A 19,632-nucleotide genomic window follows, 5' to 3' on the forward strand; every position below is an offset into this window, starting at 1 on the left:
TCTTACCGAGTGCCCTTTTCTTTTGGTTATAAAAGATATTTAAAACTTTTAAAAATTCTGTGTTTTTGGTAAACTGAAAACATCGCTCATTTTAAGGGAGGAGGATAAATATGAAAGTGTTTTTTAATTTAGCTTGGTTTTTTAAGCAAGAAAAACGAGCGTACATAATCGGAATTATTATGTTATTTGGTGTCGCGCTTCTTGAACTTGTAGCGCCAAGAGTACTGGGCATTGTAGTAGATGAAATTAATAATGGAACATTAACGTCTGAAAAATTGTTGAACTGGGTTATTCTATTAGTAGTTGTAGGAATTACGATGTATATATTACGTTACTTATGGCGTATTATGATTTTTGGATCTTCTTTAAAACTAGCTCGTCAACTGCGAAAGAATCTATATGAACATTTTACTAAGATGAGCCCATCCTTTTATCAATCACGTCGCACAGGCGATTTGATGGCACATGCGACAAATGATATTCAGGCCATTCAGCAAACTGCGGGGTCAGGTGTTTTAACACTCGTTGATTCATTAGCTGTTGGAGGATGTGTACTCGTAGCGATGGGGTTTACAATTAGTTGGAAGTTAACGTTATTAAGTTTAATTCCGATGCCAATTGTAGCTATTTCTACAAATTATTATGGAACTTTATTGCATAGAAGATTTCATAAGGCACAGCAATCGTTTTCTGAAATCAATGATAAAGTACAAGAAAGTATGAGTGGGATGAAGGTAATTCGCTCACTTGGACAAGAGAAAGAGGATTTACAAGCGTTTCGGAAGAAATCTGAAGATGTCGTACATAAAAATATGCTAGTTGCACGTATTGACTCGTTATTCGATCCAACGATTTCCCTAATTGTCGGATTTTCATTTTTGATCGCAATTTGTTACGGATCATTATTAGTTGTACGAGGTGAATTAACTGTAGGGGAATTAGTAACATTTACAACGTACTTAGGGACACTTGTATGGCCAATGTTAGCGTTTGGATGGCTATTTAATATTATGGAGCGTGGACGTGCTTCGTATGATCGTGTGGAGAAAATACTTTCACAAACTTCAGATGTAGTGAATAGGGACAATGCTATAAATACTATAGCAAGTGGTGATGTTTCGTTTGCTGTTGATTCGTTTTCTTATAAAAAGAATGAACTATTAAACTTAAAAGATATTTACTTTAACTTAAGAAAAGGTGAAACGTTAGGAGTTGTAGGGCGTACCGGTGCAGGGAAGACGACGTTATTAAAATGTTTAATTCGAGAGTATGATCATTTTAATGGTGAATTAAAAGTTGGGGAGCGGGATATTCGAGATTTAACGCTTCACGGTGTGCGTTCTGCAATTTCATATGTACCGCAAGATCACTTTTTATTTTCAGCGAGTATTGGGGAGAACATTGCTTTTGGAAAGGCCGATGCTACATATAAAGAAATTAGCCGAGCTGCTGATATTGCTTGTATTCATAATGATATATTTCAATTTCCAGAAGGGTATGACACTGTAGTAGGTGAAAGGGGCGTTTCACTATCAGGAGGTCAAAAACAGAGAATCTCTATTGCGCGTGCATTATTAACAAATGCTGAAATTTTAATATTAGATGATTGTTTATCAGCCGTAGATGCAAAAACAGAAGAAACTATTTTAACTGCATTGAAACGAGAAAGGGCAGAGAAAACGACGATTATTACTGCCCATCGTTTAAGTGCTATTCAGCATGCAAATCTTATTCTTGTTATTGATGAAGGTAGGGTTATGCAGCGAGGGACACATGAGCAATTAATGAAAGAAAATGGTTGGTATAAAGAAATGTACGAAAGCCAGCAGTTAGAGGCATTAGTAGAGAAAGGAGGCGTATGATGGCTGAGAAAAAACGGAGTGATTTAAGAAGGTTGCTTTCTTATATGAGGCCCTATAAAGGGTTATTGGCGTTAGCATTTTTATTTCTAGTTGGTGCAACTGTAACTGAAATGATGGGTCCTTTTTTAATTAAACAATTTCTTGATGAACACTTAGTGCCAGGTAACTTTGAACAATCAGCACTTGTAACCCTATTTGTAGTGTATATTATTGCTCATTTATTAAAAGTATTATTTACTTATTTAGACTTATTGTACTTTCAAAATATCGCTTTTAAGATTGTCCAAGATATGCGAGTTGAAGTGTATGAACATGTTCAAAAATTGTCATTAAGCTTCTTTGATCGTACGCCGATTGGTACGCTCGTATCTCGCATAACGAATGATACAGAAGCGATTAAGGATTTTTATGTTAGTGTACTATCAACATTCGTGAAAAATGTAGTCTTTTTAGTAGGGATTTTAGTAGCGATGTTTTTATTAGATGTAAAATTAGCGCTATTTTCGCTCATATTAATTCCGGTAATGTTTGCAATTATGGTGTTGTATCAACGGAAAAGTGCAGCTTTTTATTTAGAGGTACGTAATCAGCTGAGTATATTAAATGCAAAGTTAAATGAGTCCATTCAAGGTATGAATATTGTTCAGGTATTCCGGCAAGAAAAGCGGATGAGAAAAGAATTTGAAGAAGTGAACAATAAACATTTTAGTGCTGGACGTCGTACATTGAAATTAGATGCATTACTTTTACGTCCAGCAACAGATCTTGTTCATATTGTAGCAATTGCGTTAGTACTTGGTTTATTCGGAATCGATGCTTTAAAGAGTCCTGTTGAAGTAGGGGTTTTATATGCTTTCGTTAACTATATTCATCGTTTCTTCCAGCCGGTAAATGAGATGATGATGAAACTATCTTTCTTCCAGCAAGCGCTTGTTTCATCATCGCGTGTATTTCATTTAATGGATGATAAAGATTTAGCTCCTGTTCAAATGGGGAGTGAACAGCCACGAGTAGCTAATGGGGAAATTCAGTTTAAAGATGTTACTTTTTCATATGATGGAAAGCGGGACGTTTTAAAAAATGTATCTTTTCACGTAAAGCCAGGGCAAACGGTTGCTTTCGTAGGGCATACTGGTAGCGGAAAGAGTACGATTATGAATTTATTAATGAGATTTTACAATATTAAATCAGGAAATATTGTAATAGACGGAGTAGATTTAGAGAAGTTTGAAGAACAAGAAATTCGAAAGAAAATTGGTCTTGTGCTGCAAGATGCATTTTTATTTGCTGGAAATGTAAAGCAAAACATTCGTATGTATAATGAAGAGATTACGGATGAAGAGATAGAGGAAGCGGCAAAGTTTGTGCAAGCGAATACGTTTATTGAAAAATTACCAGAGCAGTATGATACAGAAGTTGTCGAAAGAGGAGCTGCATTTTCTAGTGGTCAAAGGCAATTAATTGCTTTTGCTAGAACGATAGCAACCAATCCGAAAGTATTAGTGTTAGATGAAGCGACGGCAAATATTGATACAGAAACAGAGGAGGCTATCCAAACGGCATTGCAGCAAATGCGAAAAGGTAGAACAACGATAGCGATTGCGCACAGATTGTCTACAATCCAAGATGCGGATCAAATATTTGTTATGCATGAAGGGGAAATTGTAGAAAGCGGAACACATCAAGAGCTACTTAGTAAACAAGGACTTTATTACAATATGTACTTACTGCAAAATAAAGGGATTTTACAAAAGGCCTTGTAATTACAAGGCCTTTTTTGAGGTGTTAAAAGTGTATTAATGGAGTTTCTGGTGGACGGTGTATTTTTAATTCCACTTTTTTCTTAAGCGTCTCGACAAAATAAATATATTAGAACTTTATTACTCTAGCATAAACGTCGTGTCCACTAACTGAAGCTATACATATTGTATACGGAATAAAAAAATTTGATAGGAGCTTTTATATGCAAAATAGATCCAGTTCAAATGTTACGTTTATCGATGTGTCTCATTGGGAAGGAAGCATCGACTGGAATGCTGTGAAGTCATCTGGCATTCCAGCGGCGTATGCAAAAGCGACGGAAGGTGTGAACTATATTGACCCTACTTTCGTTCAAAATGTACAAGCTGCGAGAGATGCGAATGTATTAATTGGTGCATATCATTTTGCGCACCCAGAACAAAATGATGCCATTTCAGAAGCGAAATATTTTGTGAATATATTACAGAGTAATCAGACGGACTTAATTCCTGTTTTAGATTTAGAATCGCCAACGGATACTAGCAATAGTAGTTTAACGGGTGCGACTATATCGAATTGGGCAAGAAGTTTCGTAAATTATGTGAAACAAGCTACTGGGAAAGATGTAATGTTATATACAGGAGTTTGGTATATTAATGAATTTGGAATTAGCGGGTTAAGTGACATTCCACTATGGATTTCCAGATATTCTAGTATACCGCCTGCTGATGCTGGTGGATGGACAGAGTGGACAGCATGGCAGTACACAGATTCTGGTCAAATTTCAGGTGTAGGAAATTGTGATGTATCAGCAGCTGTTTCATTAGAAGCTTTACAAGGAAATGGAGCAAGTGGTGGAGGTAATGTTCCCACGCCTAATAATGCGACTCCAGTATATGGAGTTGCTGTAATTAATGGAGATAATGTGAATTTACGAAGTGGACCATCTTTACAGTCTAGTGTAATTCGCCAATTGAATCGTGGCGAATCATATGAAGTTTGGGGAGAACAAAATGGATGGCTCTGCTTAGGGACAAATCAGTGGGTATATAATGATTCAAGTTATATTCAGTATAAACATTATGTAGCAACTATTACTGGCGATAATGTGAATCTGCGAGATGCTCCATCATTAAACGGGAATGTTATAAGACAGTTACATCATGGTGAATCATATCGAGTATGGAGTAAGCTAGATGGATGGCTTTGCTTAGGGACAAATCAATGGGTATACTATGATTCAAGTTATATTCAATATGGTGTACAATAAAGTGAACTTAAAAGGTATCTCGACTGAGGTGCCTTTTATTAAAAATATATAATTTTTACAAAGTATATATTGATAGCATAGTATAATGTAATTGATATATGTTTAAAAATAATCGGAAATGAAATAAAGGAGTAATAATATGGAGTATGTGCTAATAGGTGGGATTTTAATATTATTAGCTGTAGTGTTTGTACTGTTTTATAAAAATAAACAGTTAGAATCAGAGAGTCAGCAAGTAGAGTTTGAAAAGAAACAAGCGATTGAAACGTATGAAAATGAGATTGCAGCTACGATTACAGGGCATAAAGAACAACAGGATACTTTAAAGAATATGGAACAGAAAAAATATAATGATTTACAAGTGAATACAGCTAGAGAACTTGAAAATATGCGTATGATGAAAAATCAATTGGCTGTTCAACATAGTAAAGAACGTAGTGAAATGCAAGATAAGCATAGTAGTGAAATACATATGTTTCAAAATTTAATTGCGGATTTACGAGAATATACCAAAAATGGTGCTGAAGTGAATGCACATGAAACATTACATTATATGAAGCGAGGTTTCGTTGAGCAAGGAATAATACTAGACGAAGAGTTTCATATTATACCGAACGTTTTTATGATACGCAATAAATATAGAGATAAACGTGACATAAATGATAATCGAATTCATCACCTTATCTTATGTAAAACTGGTATTTATCTACTTGAGACGAAAGAATGGACAGGGAAATTAATCCATGGCTTAACGAGAGAAAATGCGGGTATATATTCATTTATGATTGAGGAAATTGGTAAGTATCAACATGAAATTGAAAAAGAAGAGACATTTGAATTTATTACGGATGGAACTTCATTAACTTTGCAAGTAAGAAATGAAGGGAATCCAGCGTATAAAGCGAAAATGCTATCTCAAACTTTATATAATTGTTTGGAAGAAATGCAAGTAGATATTGTAAAGGAAAAAGTAAAACCAATTGTATATTTTGAAAATGAGAGTGGAAAAGAAGTTATTGATCTTTCTAATGAAGAATTGCCGAGATTTAAAGATAGAGAGCAAATTGTAACGTTTTTCAGAAATGAACTTTTAACAAGTAAAGTAATATATACAGCACAAGAACTAAGAAAGATTAGAGATATGATTGGTCAGATGAATTATGTCGCGAAGTAAAACTTTAATCAGTAGGGTTTTATGGGCACCCTGGCTCCTACCCTGTACAGCCGAATTTTGAGGTGGGAGTATAACTGTTTGCAAATAGTGGGATAAAGAAGGTGTTATTTGGATGGAGAAAGGTAAAAGCTCTATATTGTGGGGAATGTTGTACATTTATTTTTGTTTGTATATATTAATGTACATTGCGTTTATTTTCGTTATTGATATGGTTCATGTGTCATTGAGTGTAATGAGTATTTTGGTGGTAGTAATGCCTTTTATTTTATTAGTTATTATTCAAAAGTTTATCTTACATGTTTCGGCAAGACGTGATAAAGGTAAGAAACAACTGTTCACTATAATGATGGTAGGTCTCATTCCATTGCTAGTATGCACCGTACAATTAAGTATAAATAAATACACTTCAAATTTTAATCAGGATCGGTGGTTAAATTATGAAGAAAAACGAGTACATATGGTAGATGACCTATTACAGGAGCATAAATTGATAGGGAAATCAAACGAGGAAATTACAAAATTGTTAGGGACCCCTATGAAAACGAGAAGTTGGGCAGAGGGAATTACTACTTTGTACTATCTTGGGAATGAACGTGGTTTCATTCCTATAGATAGTGAATGTCTTGTTTTGCAATTTGATAAAGATGGTAGAGTTATAGAGTATAAGGTACAACGAGATTGAAATAGTGAGAGGAGAAGCTATATCTTTTATAGCTTCTTTTCTATATTCCAATATAGAAAAAGTAGGCAAATAGTAGTCATTCCTATCTATACGAATGAGATAGAGTTTGTTATATTGTAAAGGGTTATTTAGTTTAGAAGTCTGCTAGATAGCCTTAAATATTTGAGATTAGGGAGGGAAGTTAACACGAATTAAGATATAAACGTGTTAAATAATTAGTATGAAAAAAGAATTTTATAATGTTTTAGCTGCATCAATTGTATTTAGCATGGTAACAATTCCAAGTTTTTCCTATGCAGACACAGTAGAAAAGACCGTAACAATTTCAACAGACGATCAAGCATTAAAAAGTATTGAAAGCCATATGAAAGATGAAGATGGACGTGGAGAGAGCAAAGGAATAACAAATGAAGTACAAGGAGATTTTTTTGTACATATAATAGGTTCAGCATCTTTATTTGATTCTGCTGAGTTACAAAAAGCGACAGGTGTTCAGCTTTCTAATCAAGTAGTGAAAGCCGAAAAACAAAAAGGAAACGCTTACTATATACAAACAGAATCTGGAGCTGGGTGGATACAAAGTAGTGAAGGAAATGTAGAGGTTAAGGAAGTTTATCACTTGGCAAACGAAAAATTAGTAATTAATGAAGAGACAGCTACATATTCCGCACCATTTAATTCATATAAAGACGAGAAAGTGTTACAACCGCAAACAATTATTGCAATTGGACAAGTTGGAGAGTGGTTCCAAGTCCAAATAGATAATGAGGTGAAATGGATTTATTCACCTTCAGCAAAATTTGAGGGTACAAAAGCATCTCTTATTCAAAGCACAACTCCAACTCGTACGAAACGTGCAGCGGTTATGTATACTGCACCAATAGAAGAGAAAACAACGGATATTTACGGTGTACCATTAAAGGAAATGATTGTACCAACAGGTAATGAAAATATTCGTCCAGGTTATGCGATGAAACCAAAATACATTACAATTCATGAGACAGATAATTATAGTGTTGGAGCAAATGCTAGAAACCATGCACAATATTTATACAGTCAAGCAACAGGAACGACTGATCGTTCAGCATCTTGGCATTTTACAGTAGATGATAAAGAAATTTATCAACATCTACCATTAAATGAAAATGGTTGGCATGCTGGAGATGGATCAGAAGGAACCGGTAACAGAGAATCAATTGCAATTGAAATTGCTGTCAATCAAGATGGTGATTATAATAAAGCTGTGGAAAATGCTCGCAAACTAGCAGCCTATTTAATGGGGGAATTAAATATTCCTTTAGAAAATGTGAAAAAACATCAATTTTGGAGCGGAAAGAATTGTCCGGCCATTATGATAAGGAATAATGCGTGGGAGCCATTTTTACAGGGAACGAAAGCTTATTATGATGCGAATCATAAAGATGATATAACTGGCGGTTGGTATGAAGCAGATATTCGTGAATTAGATAAAAGAGGTATTATGGTTGGAGACGGAAAGGGTTCTTACTGGCCAGAACGCCTTGTAACACGTGGTGAATTTGCGAATTTAGTTTCAAGATCATTGCAATTACCAGAGGGGAAATCGAATTTCAAAGATTTAAGCACAGCCCATCCATCGTTAGTAGATGGTATTAATCGTGCAGCTAGTGCTGGGATTATAAGTGGACGAGGAAATGATATATTTGCTCCGAATGATACGATTAAACGTGATGAAGCTGTTATTATGATTGATCGTGCATTGCAATACAAAAATATAAAAGGTAATTTAGTTTCATTACCATTTACGGATCAAAATTTAGCGTATGATAAACAGGCGGTTCAACGTGTTTATGGGTTAGGTATTGTAAAAGGGAATGAGAATAATGAGTTTATGCCAAAAGGTTCTGCAACACGTGGGGAATCGGCAGCATTTATTAATAGAATGTTAAAAGTAATAGAGAGTAAATAATGGAAAGGCATTCGCTTTGGCGAGTGCTTTTTTATTTTTCAATATGTTATAGAAAGGGGATGTGAATTTTGACTGGAATAAGGAATGAAAGCGGAGGTGATGCATATATTTAGATGCATTGGGTAGTTTTTTGTAATTTTGTATAAAATGAAAAGGAGGTAGGACGGTGAAATCAATACCGACTGAAGTCCTGAGTAAGGAATTGATGGAAAGAGAAGGGGTTATATCTATTACAGTGATGGAATTTGAAAAGATAGAAGTGGCCGGAGTAGTTGTCTCTGGTCCAGCTGTTATTTTAATTAATCAAGATTAAGTACATATTATCAATAAAGAAAAGTAGTCAGAGCATCCGCTTAGGGTGCTTTTTGTTTGTATAGAAGTGTGTATATGATAGATAATTGGGATATTGGAGGGGAATTATGTGGCAATTATTATAACAATGTTATTAATGGGAGTTTTATTAGGATTTGTCGGAGCAGGGGGAGCAGGATTTATCATCGCGATACTCACTCTAGTATTCCATATCCCTATTCATGTTGCTCTTGCAACATCTTTAACTGCGATGGCATTTACGACATTATCTGGAGTAGTAAGTCATTACCGAGAAGGGAATGTTGTGCTTGTAATAGGCGGAGTTGTTGGGGGATTTGGCGCGTTGGGATCCTATATTGGTTCAAAGTTTGGTTCGTTAATACCAGCACATCTGTTGCATTGGTTTACAGCTGGTATGTTATTTTTATCGGCAATTTTTATGTTTATTCGGTTGATTATGTTTCAAAAAAGATCACAGTCGTCTTTAAACGGGCATAAAGAACTTTCGAAAGATAACGTGATTAAATGTATATTCCTCGGATTGGTGACTGGAATTTTAGCAGGTGCATTTGGTATTGGCTCAGCACCTTTTATCCAACTCGGATTAATGGTTCTATTAGGTTTAACAATCCGTCAATCTGTAGGGACGACAATGCTCGTTATATTACCAATCGCAATTGGAGGTGGGTTTGGATATAGTTCGGAAGGGTATTTAGATTATGTATTATTAGTACAAGTTTTAATCGGGACAATGTTAGGAGCATATATAGGAGCTAAGTTTACAAATTATGCACCTCGCATGCTTCTAAGGTTTTCGATGATTATGACACCAATATTAGCTGGATGTATGTTGTTAGTAGATTAAAGAGAATATATAGAAATCTATTAATATATTTTACGAATGAATTATGTAAGTAATTCATATTTCTCATATAAAAGGATTTGCTTTAATATAATGAGTATAAAGTTCGAGTATTCGAAGTATTACTTGAATTATATCCCTATCCCTTTTCTAAAAATGCGAACAAGTTTTGCCCTATTCTATTCAATAGTTTATTGTATAGAAATATATTGTTCGATGACCATTATGGAACGCACATAATGGGTAAATCCCGATCCTTAAAGAGGATGCCCCTAATCTTCATGTGAAAATATGATCGGATAAGAAAGCTGGCCAATTTATGGTCAGCTTTCTTTTTGTTCAATGAGTAAGCCTTCTTTAATTTCTGTTTGCAATAATAAAGTTTTTCCGAAGCGACGTTTACATTCAGCTCGTACTTTTTGAATGGCTAGTAGCTGAGAAGTAGCAGGCACTGTGACAATGGCTTGCCGAGGTTTTCGGTTTTCTTCACAAAAAACACATTCCACAACATATTTAGAAATCATAATTTCATCCTTCCGGTTTGAATTTCTAAGAAGGGACTGCTCATGAAGTTGATGTAAACTTTCGGCATCTTTTTACTTATTTCCTCTTTTTCAAAGGGGAAATAAAAAAGAAGACGAATTTTAGTAGGGGAGGGATGTATATGGAGAGATGGATAGGTACGGCAGCTATTTGTATGAATGAAAGAAATGAAATTTTAATGGTATTGCAAGGAAAAGAAGGGGAAGAAAAAAGGTGGTCTGTCCCAAGTGGAGGACTTGAAAAGGGAGAAACACTAGAAGAATGTTGTATCAGGGAAGTTTGGGAGGAAACAGGCTACAATGTGGAGGTTGTAAATAAAATATACGAAAAAAAAGGTATTACATACGGGATTCCGGTGTATGTTCATTATTACTTTGTTAAAAAAATAGGCGGTAATATGAAAATCCAAGATCCGGATGAGTTAATACATGAGATTGATTGGAAAGGGATACGTGAAGTTGGAAAATTAACATTAGCTTTTCCGGAGGATTACGAGCTAATATACCGATATGTAAATAAAAAAGCAAGTGTGTAAATACTTGCTTTTTTAGTGTATCCAAGATAAGAAAAGTGGAACGATAACTAAACTAGCTCCAGCTGTTAAAAGCATTGATAAACTTGCAATTGTACCTTCTACAGGACCGATTTCAAATGCTTTTGATGTTCCAGTCCCATTCGCGCTAGTACCTAGCATTATACCTTTTGCGAGCGCTGTTTTAATACGGCATATGCGTATGAGTGTAGGACCGAATAAAGCTCCAGTTAAGGCAGTTAATACAACGAAAACTGCTGTTAATTGTGACATGCCGCCAATCATTTCTGAAATAGCCATTGCAATAGGTGTTGTTACAATGTGCGGTGCTAAACTTTGTTCTATTGTAGAGTCAATTTGAAAAAAATTAGCTAGTAGTGCGGAAGTAATAACAGATAGAAAAGAACCGACAATGACATTAATTAAAATAGCAGTGCCGTGTTTTTTTAATAGATCAAAATGTTTATAGATTGGCCATGCGAAAGCAACTGTTGCAGGTTTTAATAATTCTGTTAGCCAATGACTACCAGATTCGTAGGTTTCGTATGGTGTATCTAATCCAAGTAATAAAGCGATTAAAATGATTGGGCATACAAGAAGGGGAGAAAGCAAACTCCAATTCCAGCGTTGATACATTTTTTTAGATACCCAATATGTGAATAGTGTTAATAGTAAACAAAGAAAGCCGATCATTGTGTTGATCCTTTCCGCTTTAATAGCAATTCTGTTAAAAGTCCTGTTACGAGAGTGACACAAAGTGTACTAATCACGATAATTAAAATGAGATCGATTCCATACTGTGATAATGTATCTTTGTAACGAATGACAGCGACTGCAGAAGGGATGAAAAATAAAATAAGTTCTTTTAATAAAAAGTCTGCACCGTCTTGTATCCATTCTTTTTTCACTATATTAAATTTTAATGAGATTAACAATAAAAAAATACCGATTATACTTCCTGGAACTGGGAGGTGTGCCTGTTTTGTAATCCATTCACCTGTCCAAGCGAAACAAAATAATAATAAAATTTGTCCGCTTAACTTCCACCATTTCATACAGTAACCACCTCTTTGTTTTTTACATAAAAATTGTAAAAAAGAATTAACAATTTCTACTATACGTTCATTCGAAATATTTGTCTAATATATAAATTATATGTTATTAATATATTAGATGTATTAATCGAAAGTGAAAAGGGTGTCCAAAATGGAATTACGGCATTTGCAGTATTTTGTTGTAGTGGCAGAGGAATTACACTTTGGACGAGCAGCTGCTCGTTTACAAATGACACAACCACCGCTTAGTCAACAAATTCAGCAATTAGAAAAAGAAATGGGAGTTATGTTATTTTCAAGAACGAAGAGAAAGGTTGAATTAACAGAAGCAGGAGAAATGTTTTTAAAAGAAGTAAAAAAAGCGTTTGAACAAATTGAAAAAGCAGTAGAAGTTGCACAAAGTGCTCAAAGGGGAGAAGTTGGATCACTTTCAATTGGTTTTGTAGGTGCGGCGATATATGATATTTTACCGTCAATCGTCAGAGAGTATAGAAAGAAATTTCCGAGAGTGTCTGTAGCATTACATGAATTGTCCACACCGGATCAGGTGCATGCACTTCATGATAATCGAATTGATATTGGATTTTTACGTCCGCCAATTCCAACGCAATTACTTGAGTTAGAACCAATTCAAAAACTTTCATGTACGTTATGTTTACCGAAGGCACATCCTCTTGCTGAAAAGGACGAAATACATATCGAAGATTTAAGGGATGAACCGTTCGTATTTATTACGAGACCAGTATGGCCAGCGTTATATGATACAATTTTATCGCTTTGCCGTGATGTAGGTTTTAGTCCGCACATTGTACAAGAAGCAACGGAGTATCAAACTGTTATGGGGCTTGTAGCGGCAGGTATTGGAATTACGGTAATACCTGTATCCGCAAATAAATTGTATAGAACAGAAGTTGTATATAAAGAGTTATGTGATTCTAATTTTGTTGCGGAAATGTCAGTGGCTTATAAAAAAATGAATAACAATCCAGAGTTGTTAGAGTTTTTGAAAATTGCAAGAGAGAAAAAAAGGATTGAAGTGGAAGATGCGAAGGTTGAATAGTTGATGAAGTTACAAGGCAGTCATGATAATTAAGTTATATAAAGATTCACCTCATTAAACAAAAAACGGAAATGTAACTAAAGTGCATTTCCGTTTTTTGTTTTTTATTCAATGCTAAAGAGGTAAATATGCTTGGTTTCTAGGACTAAAGGCTTAGTAAAGATTCCGATTGAAGTGCGATGTTTAAAATGTCATATTTTTATACACTAGTAGTATAGAATGCGTATGTTATGAAGCAAGGTAGGGGGGAATTATGTCTTTATTTCGGTTAGCGAGAAAAAATATACAAACATTTGCTGCCCAAAGGTTAAAACAATTTATGTGGATTGCTATGAATACAATGCTTTGTTTTTTTATGATATCATTCCGATTTAATGAAGCTGTAATAAGTAAAGCGGAATATACACCTATGTTTGTAAAGTGGTTTTATGCTATGTTTCTATTTATAGTTTTTGTGTGTATTTTCGTTACATATAAAATGACAACCTCTCTTTTACAGGTAAGAAGAGAGGAGTTTAAATCGTATGAAGTAGTGAAGATGACAAGAAAAGAAATGTTATGTTTATTATGTCAGGAGCAATTATTAACTTACGGAGGAGCTTTTGTTTTCGGATTAATTCATGGTATGTTATTTTTGAAATTATTTATTATTATTTTTATGAAAGCAGTAGGAATCCAAGGGATAACCAATGCACCGATTACGATGTATGCGGTAGTGATAACAGCAGTTGTTATGATAACCGTCATTATAATATCAATGTGGCAATGTTGTAGGTTTACACAAAGGTTAAAGGGTGAAAAGTCATATGAAACGAGGAGAAAGGCATGAGAAATCATGGCTTTTTCTTCATTTTACACATGTTATTAATCATGATACAGTGGGAAGAACTGAAAAAAAGAGTTAAGAAGAAAGGTTGTATGGAATGATAAATGAGCAAGCGATCGTAAAAGTTGATCGATTAACAAAGCGAATTGGTTCAAAGACGTTAGTAGAAAATATTAGTTTTGAAGTGAAAAAAGGTGAAGTAGTTGGCTTATTAGGACCAAATGGTGCTGGAAAAACGACATTAATGCGAATGATGGTCGGAATGATTCGTATGACAGAAGGGGAAGTATGGATTGATGGTCAATCTGTAAAACAGCAATTTGAAAAAACTGCTGCGAAAATTGGTGCTGTAATTGAGACACCAGAATTTTATCCTTTCTTAAGCGGCTATGAAAATTTAACATATTTCGGACGAATGAATGGGAATGTGACTGAAGAGCGTATCGATGAAGTAGTGCAATTGTTAGGAATGGGACAAGTAATTGACCGTAAAGTAAAAGCATATTCACTCGGTATGAGACAGCGTTTAGGAATTGCTCAGGCACTTATACATAATCCAGATGTATTAATACTAGACGAACCGACGAACGGATTAGATCCTAGTGGTATACATGAAATGCGGATGTACATAAAGAAAATTGCGCATGAACAAGGAAAAGCTGTTCTTGTTTCTAGTCACTTACTCTCAGAAGTTGAATTAATGTGTGACAGGGTTATTATTATTCAGCATGGAGAATATGTCGCAACACAAAATATTCAAAGTGATAAAAAGGAAGAAACAGAAGAAATACATATACGTGTAGATGATGCGAATAAAGCAGCAGAGGTTTTAGAATACGATGTTTTAGTAAAAGAAAACGAATTAATTATAAACGTGAAAGATGAAGAAGTTCCAAATATTCTTCGTACATTGATGGAGAAAAACATTCAAGTTTATCGTGTATATGAAGAAAGAAAAACGCTAGAAGAGCAGTTTTTAGAATTAACAGGAGGAAAAGATATTGTTTAATTTAGTTTATAACGAGCTGTATAAAATATTTAAGCGAAAGCGAACGATTATTCCTTTTGCAGTTATTGCGGTATTAATTATTGGATTAGGATGGGTTACGGTAAAATATTTAGAGCCAGAAACAAAAGGGTGGAAAGCGGATTATACAGAACGCACTGTAGAAATTGAGAAAAAGCTCGGCATGAAAAAAGAGGATATTTTAACAGAAAAGTCAGGAGACGAGCTTGTAAAGGAATACCAGCTTAAAATGAAGCATTTAGATACGAATACAGCGCCAGCAAGTAGTTCTCCGCTTTCATTTATGAGAGATACAGGTTTTATCGTATTTCCAATTTTACTTCCGTTTATTCTCGTATATGCGAGTACGATTTTTGCGAATGAATATAGCTGGGGAACATATAAATTTTTAACAATTCGTCCAGCGAGCCGATTTAAAATTTTAACATCTAAGTTTTTGGCAATCGTTATATTTGCGGCATTATTATTTATATTTAATATGATTTTTTCCGTATTATGCGGGTTGATTATTTATAAATTCCAACAACCAGCTTGGGCTGAATTTGTCGTTCAAAATGGAAATATAATAAAACAAAATATTTTCGTAGAAGCAAGTAAATATTATATTTTATCTTGGTTACCAACTCTTGTGTATGCTGCATTTGCCTTTATGATTTCCGTTTTAACGAGATCGAGCGGAGGTGCAATCGGGATTTCTTTATTTCTTGCATTATCAGGGGGAATAGCGCTAATTCCGGCAGCAAGATATGAATGGGCGAAATATTTATTACCAGCGAATACAGATTTATATGGGCTTTTAAAGGGTGGAAGCTTTATTGATGGAGTAACATTCCCATTTGCTTCTTGTATGCTTCTTCTATACTTAGCTGTATTTTTAGGGGTTTCCTATACTGTATTTATAAAACGAGATTTAACAGCATAAGCAAAAGCCGTTAAGGGTAACTGAAGTGACCCCCGAAAGTTAGACAGGTCGTTTCATTAGGCAGCCTCTAGGGTATGAGCCCGGTATTGTACCGGGCTCATACCCTTTAATTTTGCCTTAATTCTTTTATGATTATAGTATTCTATATACTTTGCTAATTCTTGTTTGAAATGTGTTATACTTTCAAATTCTTTTCGATACAGAAATTCTGATTTCATGATACCAAAGAAATTTTCAATAACGGCATTGTCATAACAGTTTCCTTTGCGAGACATACTTTGAGTAATGCCACAGTTCTTAAGAGAATGAAGGTATTGTTTCATTTGATAGTGCCAACCTTGATCAGAATGAATGAGGAGTTTATCCAGATCTGTTATACGTTCAAAAGCTTGATCTAACATCGTTGAAACAAGGGAATAGGTCGGTCTTGAACCAATTGTATAGGTAATAATTTCACTATTAAACAAATCCAACATTGGTGATAAGTATAACTTCTCCCCAAATAACTTAAACTCCGTAATATCTGTAACCCACTTTTCATTTGGTTTTACAGCTTGGAAGTTGCGATTTAAAATATTTGGCGCAATTTTCCCAACTGTCCCTTTGTAAGAGCGATATTTTTTCATACGAACAAGACATTTTAACCCTAATTCTTTCATAAGGCGATACACTTTTTTATGATTTACTTTGTGTCCACGATTCATAAGTTCATCACGAATACGACGATACCCATAACACCCATCGTGTTCATTATAAATAGCTTGAATCAGTTCTTTTACTTCTGCATTTGGATCAGGACGATTGAACTGTTTCATCCAGTAATAGTACGTACTACGTGGAATGTTTGCGAGTTGAAGTAACTCCTTGACAGGAAATTCATGCCTTAACTCATAGATTACTTGCGCTTTGTCTTGTTTGGTGATTTTTCCTTGTTTTGAACTAAGGCATTCAACTTTTTTAAATATGCATTTTCCATCCGTAAACGCTCATTTTCGGCTTGTAGTGCTTCTATTGAACCTTCTACTACTGGTTTTATTTTTTTATCTTTCATGGTTGGACGCCCCTTTTTCTTTGATTGTAGGGCATCCAATCCTCCTGTTTCATAGGCTATTTTCCATTTCCGAAGTGTTTCATAAGACGGAATATTGAAAAGCGCCGCTGTTTCTCTGATAGATGTCCCGTGTTCATTCATATAATAAAGTACATCTAGTTTATACTGAGCTGGGTATAATGTATAGCACTTGTCAAAGGCCCTTTCACCTGAAGATTCATATCGTCTAATCCACTCACGAATTAAAACAGGAGTAACTCCTATAGATTTAGCAATTGTTTTTCCACTCTCTGAACCATCTAAATATCGTTTCACCGCTTGGATTTTTTCTTTTGAAGAAAATTTAGCCATAAAAAATGCACCTCCAATTGTTAGACCGTGTCTAACAATTGGGGTGCACTTCATAACTTAACGGCTTTTTGTTTGTAATAATTGATGAATAGCTTCTTCGGCTAATAGTGCGAAATACTCTGCGCTAATAGGCAATGCTTTTTCATCTACTGTAAAAGCTGGATGATGCCATTCATGTGTACCACTTGTTCCCATAAAGACGAATGAGCCTGGTATTTCTTGTTGGTAAAAAGAAAAGTCTTCTCCTGCCATTGATGGTGTAGGAGAGATAACGTTTAGATTCATTTTCTCTGCAATATGAATAGAAAAATCAGTGAGTACTTTATCGTTTTGAACAGCAGGAGGACCTGGGTAAAATCGAAATTCTGTTTTTACACCTAGTGCATCAGAAACGCCTTTAATGATACGTTTCATTAATGCCGGAATCTTTTCACGTGTTTCAGCTTGGAATGTACGGACAGTTCCTTCTAATATTGCTTTTTCGGGAATAACGTTCCACGTATTCCCTGAATGAATGTTTGTTACACTTACGACAGCGTTATGAGAAGAACTAATATTTCGGCTTACAATCGTTTGAAGTGCCATAACGATTTGAGATGATGCAACGATAGGATCGACGCCGGCATCAGGCACAGCTGCATGTGTACCAACACCATGGATTTCAATTTCAAATCGATCAACTCCGGCCATTAGTGGCCCATCTTTAATACCGATTGTACCTACTGGTAAATCAGGTTTATTATGCATACCGAAAATAGCTTGCACGCCACGTAAATGCCCAGCTTCAATAACTTTGCAAGCACCATTACTACTTTCTTCAGCTGGCTGGAATATAAGGCGGACAGTTCCATTAAGAGAAGCTTCTTTTTCTTTTAATAAGTAAGCCGCACCCAATACAGCAGCTGTATGAAAATCATGCCCACAAGCATGCATTTTACCTTGTATTTTTGAAGTGTATGGAAGGTCTGTTTCTTCCTGAATGGGAAGGGCATCGATATCAGCACGAAGCGCTACAACCGGTCCTTTTTTATTACCAGAAATTTCAGCGATAACTCCTGTTTCTAAATTGGAATCAATAATAGTGATATTGGCCTCGTCTAACCAATTTTTTATCGCTTTTGTCGTTTCAAATTCTTCGTATGATAGTTCTGGATTTTCATGTAAATACCGACGAATGGAAATAAGTTTTTCTGTTAATTGATCAGGAATAGATGCCACTTATTATGCCCTCTTTCTTAAGTGAAGTATTTGTATTAATTATACAATAATAAAAGAGAGGATTCTCAAATGAAAATCCTCTCTCGTTTTATGCTGCAACTTTTTTATGAGTATGCTGTTTTTTATAACGTCCACGCATTGCGTATGCAATTTGCGGAATTGCGATACCGATTAAAATAAGTGATACACCGATCCATTGTGACGATAGTACAGCTTCTTTTAAAACGAATACAGACATAATTGTTGTAACTGGCAGTTCTGCTGCACCAAGAATAGTTGCTAAGCCAGAACCGATTTTTGGAATGCCAATTGTAAAGGCAATGGACGGAATAACGATACTAAATATTCCTAATCCTAAGCCGTATTTCCAAAGGCCTTGAGAGATCGCCCCGTTAAAAATAAATGTTGGCGGGAATACGATCATGACTAAAGTTAAAGCGCCAGCCATTAAAAGGACACCACGTGGTAAAGAAGGTACTTCAACGGCAACTTTCCCACTTACGAAAATGTATGTTGCAAATGTAACAGCAGATAATAAACCTAAAATGATTCCAGTCGTATCGAAATCACCAGCTGATGTTTCTAATAACCCACTTGATAAAAATGTACCTGCAAGTAAGAAGATTACTGAAATAACTTTTTCTCTGGAAGGTAATGTTTTTGTTGCGACTGCTTCAATGATAATCCCAACCCAAACGAACTGGAATAAAAGTATAATTGCAATAGAAGCTGGTACAGTTTTTAAAGAAGCGTAATAAAAAATTCCAGTAAAACTTGCAGACGTTCCTGCGACGAATAAAATTAACATTTGTTTTAGTGGAACACGATGTCTAGAAAATAGAAGTGTAATAGCAAGTAAAATAATCCAACCGAACAAATACTGGCTACCAATTACCTCTCCAAGTGAAAACCCTTCTGCATATGCAAGTTTAACAAAAATAGCTAAAACCCCATAACTACACGCTCCTAATAAAACTAAAAGAGAATAACGAAGCATGAAAAATTCCTCCCATCTATATGAACTTGTTCCGTAACGGACATATATAACTAGATGGAAGTATACAAAATTAAAAATGAAGGGTCAAATGAAAGAAAAGTGCAAAATTTTATAGAATAATAATAAAAGTATGATATTTATGCATAATCTTGAAATTAATAATAATTAAAGTATTGTAAAATCAGCTTTATGTTGTATAA

General features: G+C 35.0%; 19 protein-coding genes. 13 read left to right on the forward strand and 6 right to left on the reverse strand.

Annotation, left to right across the window (positions count from 1 at the left end):
* Window positions 1–110 precede the first annotated feature (110 nt).
* The 8 genes from JFU20_RS24445 (at window position 111) to JFU20_RS24480 (ending at window position 9,853) form a co-directional block, all read left to right on the forward strand.
* A complete protein-coding gene (locus JFU20_RS24445) occupies window positions 111–1,862 on the forward strand; it encodes an ABC transporter transmembrane domain-containing protein (protein WP_002014413.1) in 1,752 nt (583 codons plus the stop codon).
* Window positions 1,862–3,625: an ABC transporter ATP-binding protein gene (locus JFU20_RS24450; RefSeq protein ID WP_002014412.1), complete on the forward strand. Its 1,764-nt coding sequence runs from the start codon at window positions 1,862–1,864 to the stop codon at window positions 3,623–3,625. The genes JFU20_RS24445 and JFU20_RS24450 overlap by 1 nt, the downstream gene beginning before the upstream one ends.
* A gap of 200 nt (window positions 3,626–3,825) precedes the next feature.
* The gene (locus tag JFU20_RS24455) at window positions 3,826–4,872 is read left to right on the forward strand and encodes a GH25 family lysozyme (protein ID WP_002165256.1); all 1,047 of its coding nucleotides are present in this window, start codon (window positions 3,826–3,828) and stop codon (window positions 4,870–4,872) included.
* Window positions 4,873–5,011: 139 nt separating this feature from the next.
* Window positions 5,012–6,046 carry a nuclease-related domain-containing protein gene (locus JFU20_RS24460; RefSeq protein ID WP_002014409.1) on the forward strand — a complete coding sequence of 345 codons (1,035 nt, stop codon included), beginning with the start codon at window positions 5,012–5,014 and terminating at the stop codon, window positions 6,044–6,046.
* 112 nt (window positions 6,047–6,158) lie between these two features.
* The gene (locus JFU20_RS24465; protein ID WP_002014407.1) at window positions 6,159–6,728 is read left to right on the forward strand and encodes a hypothetical protein; all 570 of its coding nucleotides are present in this window, start codon (window positions 6,159–6,161) and stop codon (window positions 6,726–6,728) included.
* Window positions 6,729–6,948: 220 nt separating this feature from the next.
* Complete coding sequence (locus JFU20_RS24470) at window positions 6,949–8,676, forward strand: S-layer homology domain-containing protein (RefSeq protein WP_002014406.1); 1,728 nt, start codon at window positions 6,949–6,951, stop codon at window positions 8,674–8,676.
* Window positions 8,677–8,842: 166 nt separating this feature from the next.
* Window positions 8,843–8,989 carry a BC1881 family protein gene (locus JFU20_RS24475; RefSeq protein WP_002014405.1) on the forward strand — a complete coding sequence of 49 codons (147 nt, stop codon included), beginning with the start codon at window positions 8,843–8,845 and terminating at the stop codon, window positions 8,987–8,989.
* A 108-nt stretch (window positions 8,990–9,097) separates the two neighbouring features.
* A complete protein-coding gene (locus tag JFU20_RS24480; protein ID WP_002165257.1) occupies window positions 9,098–9,853 on the forward strand; it encodes a sulfite exporter TauE/SafE family protein in 756 nt (251 codons plus the stop codon).
* 320 nt (window positions 9,854–10,173) lie between these two features.
* On the opposite strand, the gene JFU20_RS24485 is transcribed toward JFU20_RS24480, so the two are convergent.
* A complete protein-coding gene (locus tag JFU20_RS24485) occupies window positions 10,174–10,374 on the reverse strand; it encodes a DUF3903 domain-containing protein (protein WP_002014403.1) in 201 nt (66 codons plus the stop codon).
* Between the two features lie 140 nt (window positions 10,375–10,514).
* Here JFU20_RS24485 and JFU20_RS24490 point away from each other — a divergent pair, with 140 nt between their 5' ends.
* Window positions 10,515–10,928: an NUDIX hydrolase gene (locus JFU20_RS24490; protein WP_002165258.1), complete on the forward strand. Its 414-nt coding sequence runs from the start codon at window positions 10,515–10,517 to the stop codon at window positions 10,926–10,928.
* Window positions 10,929–10,940: 12 nt separating this feature from the next.
* On the opposite strand, the gene JFU20_RS24495 is transcribed toward JFU20_RS24490, so the two are convergent.
* Window positions 10,941–11,618, reverse strand: a complete 678-nt coding sequence (locus JFU20_RS24495) for an LrgB family protein (RefSeq protein WP_002137763.1) — start codon at window positions 11,616–11,618, stop codon at window positions 10,941–10,943.
* Window positions 11,615–11,980: a CidA/LrgA family holin-like protein gene (locus JFU20_RS24500; RefSeq protein ID WP_002014397.1), complete on the reverse strand. Its 366-nt coding sequence runs from the start codon at window positions 11,978–11,980 to the stop codon at window positions 11,615–11,617. The genes JFU20_RS24495 and JFU20_RS24500 overlap by 4 nt, the downstream gene beginning before the upstream one ends.
* Before the next feature lie 151 nt (window positions 11,981–12,131).
* On the opposite strand from JFU20_RS24500, the gene alsR reads away from it, so the two are divergent.
* The 4 genes from alsR (at window position 12,132) to JFU20_RS24520 (ending at window position 15,815) form a co-directional block, all read left to right on the forward strand.
* Window positions 12,132–13,040 (forward strand): acetoin biosynthesis transcriptional regulator AlsR, encoded by a 909-nt coding sequence (gene alsR / locus JFU20_RS24505; RefSeq protein WP_002014396.1) that lies wholly within the window; start codon window positions 12,132–12,134, stop codon window positions 13,038–13,040.
* A gap of 253 nt (window positions 13,041–13,293) precedes the next feature.
* Entirely contained in the window at window positions 13,294–13,869 is a 576-nt protein-coding gene (locus JFU20_RS24510; RefSeq protein ID WP_002165259.1) for an FtsX-like permease family protein, read from the forward strand.
* 94 nt (window positions 13,870–13,963) lie between these two features.
* Window positions 13,964–14,875, forward strand: coding sequence for an ABC transporter ATP-binding protein (locus tag JFU20_RS24515; protein WP_002014392.1), 912 nt, complete (start codon window positions 13,964–13,966; stop codon window positions 14,873–14,875).
* Window positions 14,868–15,815, forward strand: coding sequence for an ABC transporter permease (locus JFU20_RS24520; RefSeq protein ID WP_002128553.1), 948 nt, complete (start codon window positions 14,868–14,870; stop codon window positions 15,813–15,815). The genes JFU20_RS24515 and JFU20_RS24520 overlap by 8 nt, the downstream gene beginning before the upstream one ends.
* Window positions 15,816–15,871: 56 nt before the next feature.
* On the opposite strand, the gene JFU20_RS24525 is transcribed toward JFU20_RS24520, so the two are convergent.
* The 3 genes from JFU20_RS24525 to JFU20_RS24535 form a co-directional block, all read right to left on the reverse strand.
* Window positions 15,872–17,217 (reverse strand): IS3 family transposase gene (locus tag JFU20_RS24525; RefSeq protein WP_201038956.1). Its coding sequence is split into 2 segments (ribosomal slippage): window positions 15,872–16,776 and window positions 16,776–17,217, totalling 1,347 coding nucleotides; the frame shifts between segments, so codons are not numbered across the junction.
* Window positions 17,218–17,274: 57 nt separating this feature from the next.
* Window positions 17,275–18,435, reverse strand: a complete 1,161-nt coding sequence (locus JFU20_RS24530) for a M20 peptidase aminoacylase family protein (RefSeq protein ID WP_002014221.1) — start codon at window positions 18,433–18,435, stop codon at window positions 17,275–17,277.
* An 88-nt stretch (window positions 18,436–18,523) separates the two neighbouring features.
* Window positions 18,524–19,432: an EamA family transporter gene (locus JFU20_RS24535; protein ID WP_002137757.1), complete on the reverse strand. Its 909-nt coding sequence runs from the start codon at window positions 19,430–19,432 to the stop codon at window positions 18,524–18,526.
* Window positions 19,433–19,632: the final 200 nt, after the last annotated feature.

Origin of the sequence: Bacillus sp. TH30 (assembly GCF_016650875.1) — a bacterium.
Classification (GTDB): domain Bacteria; phylum Bacillota; class Bacilli; order Bacillales; family Bacillaceae_G; genus Bacillus_A; species Bacillus_A mycoides.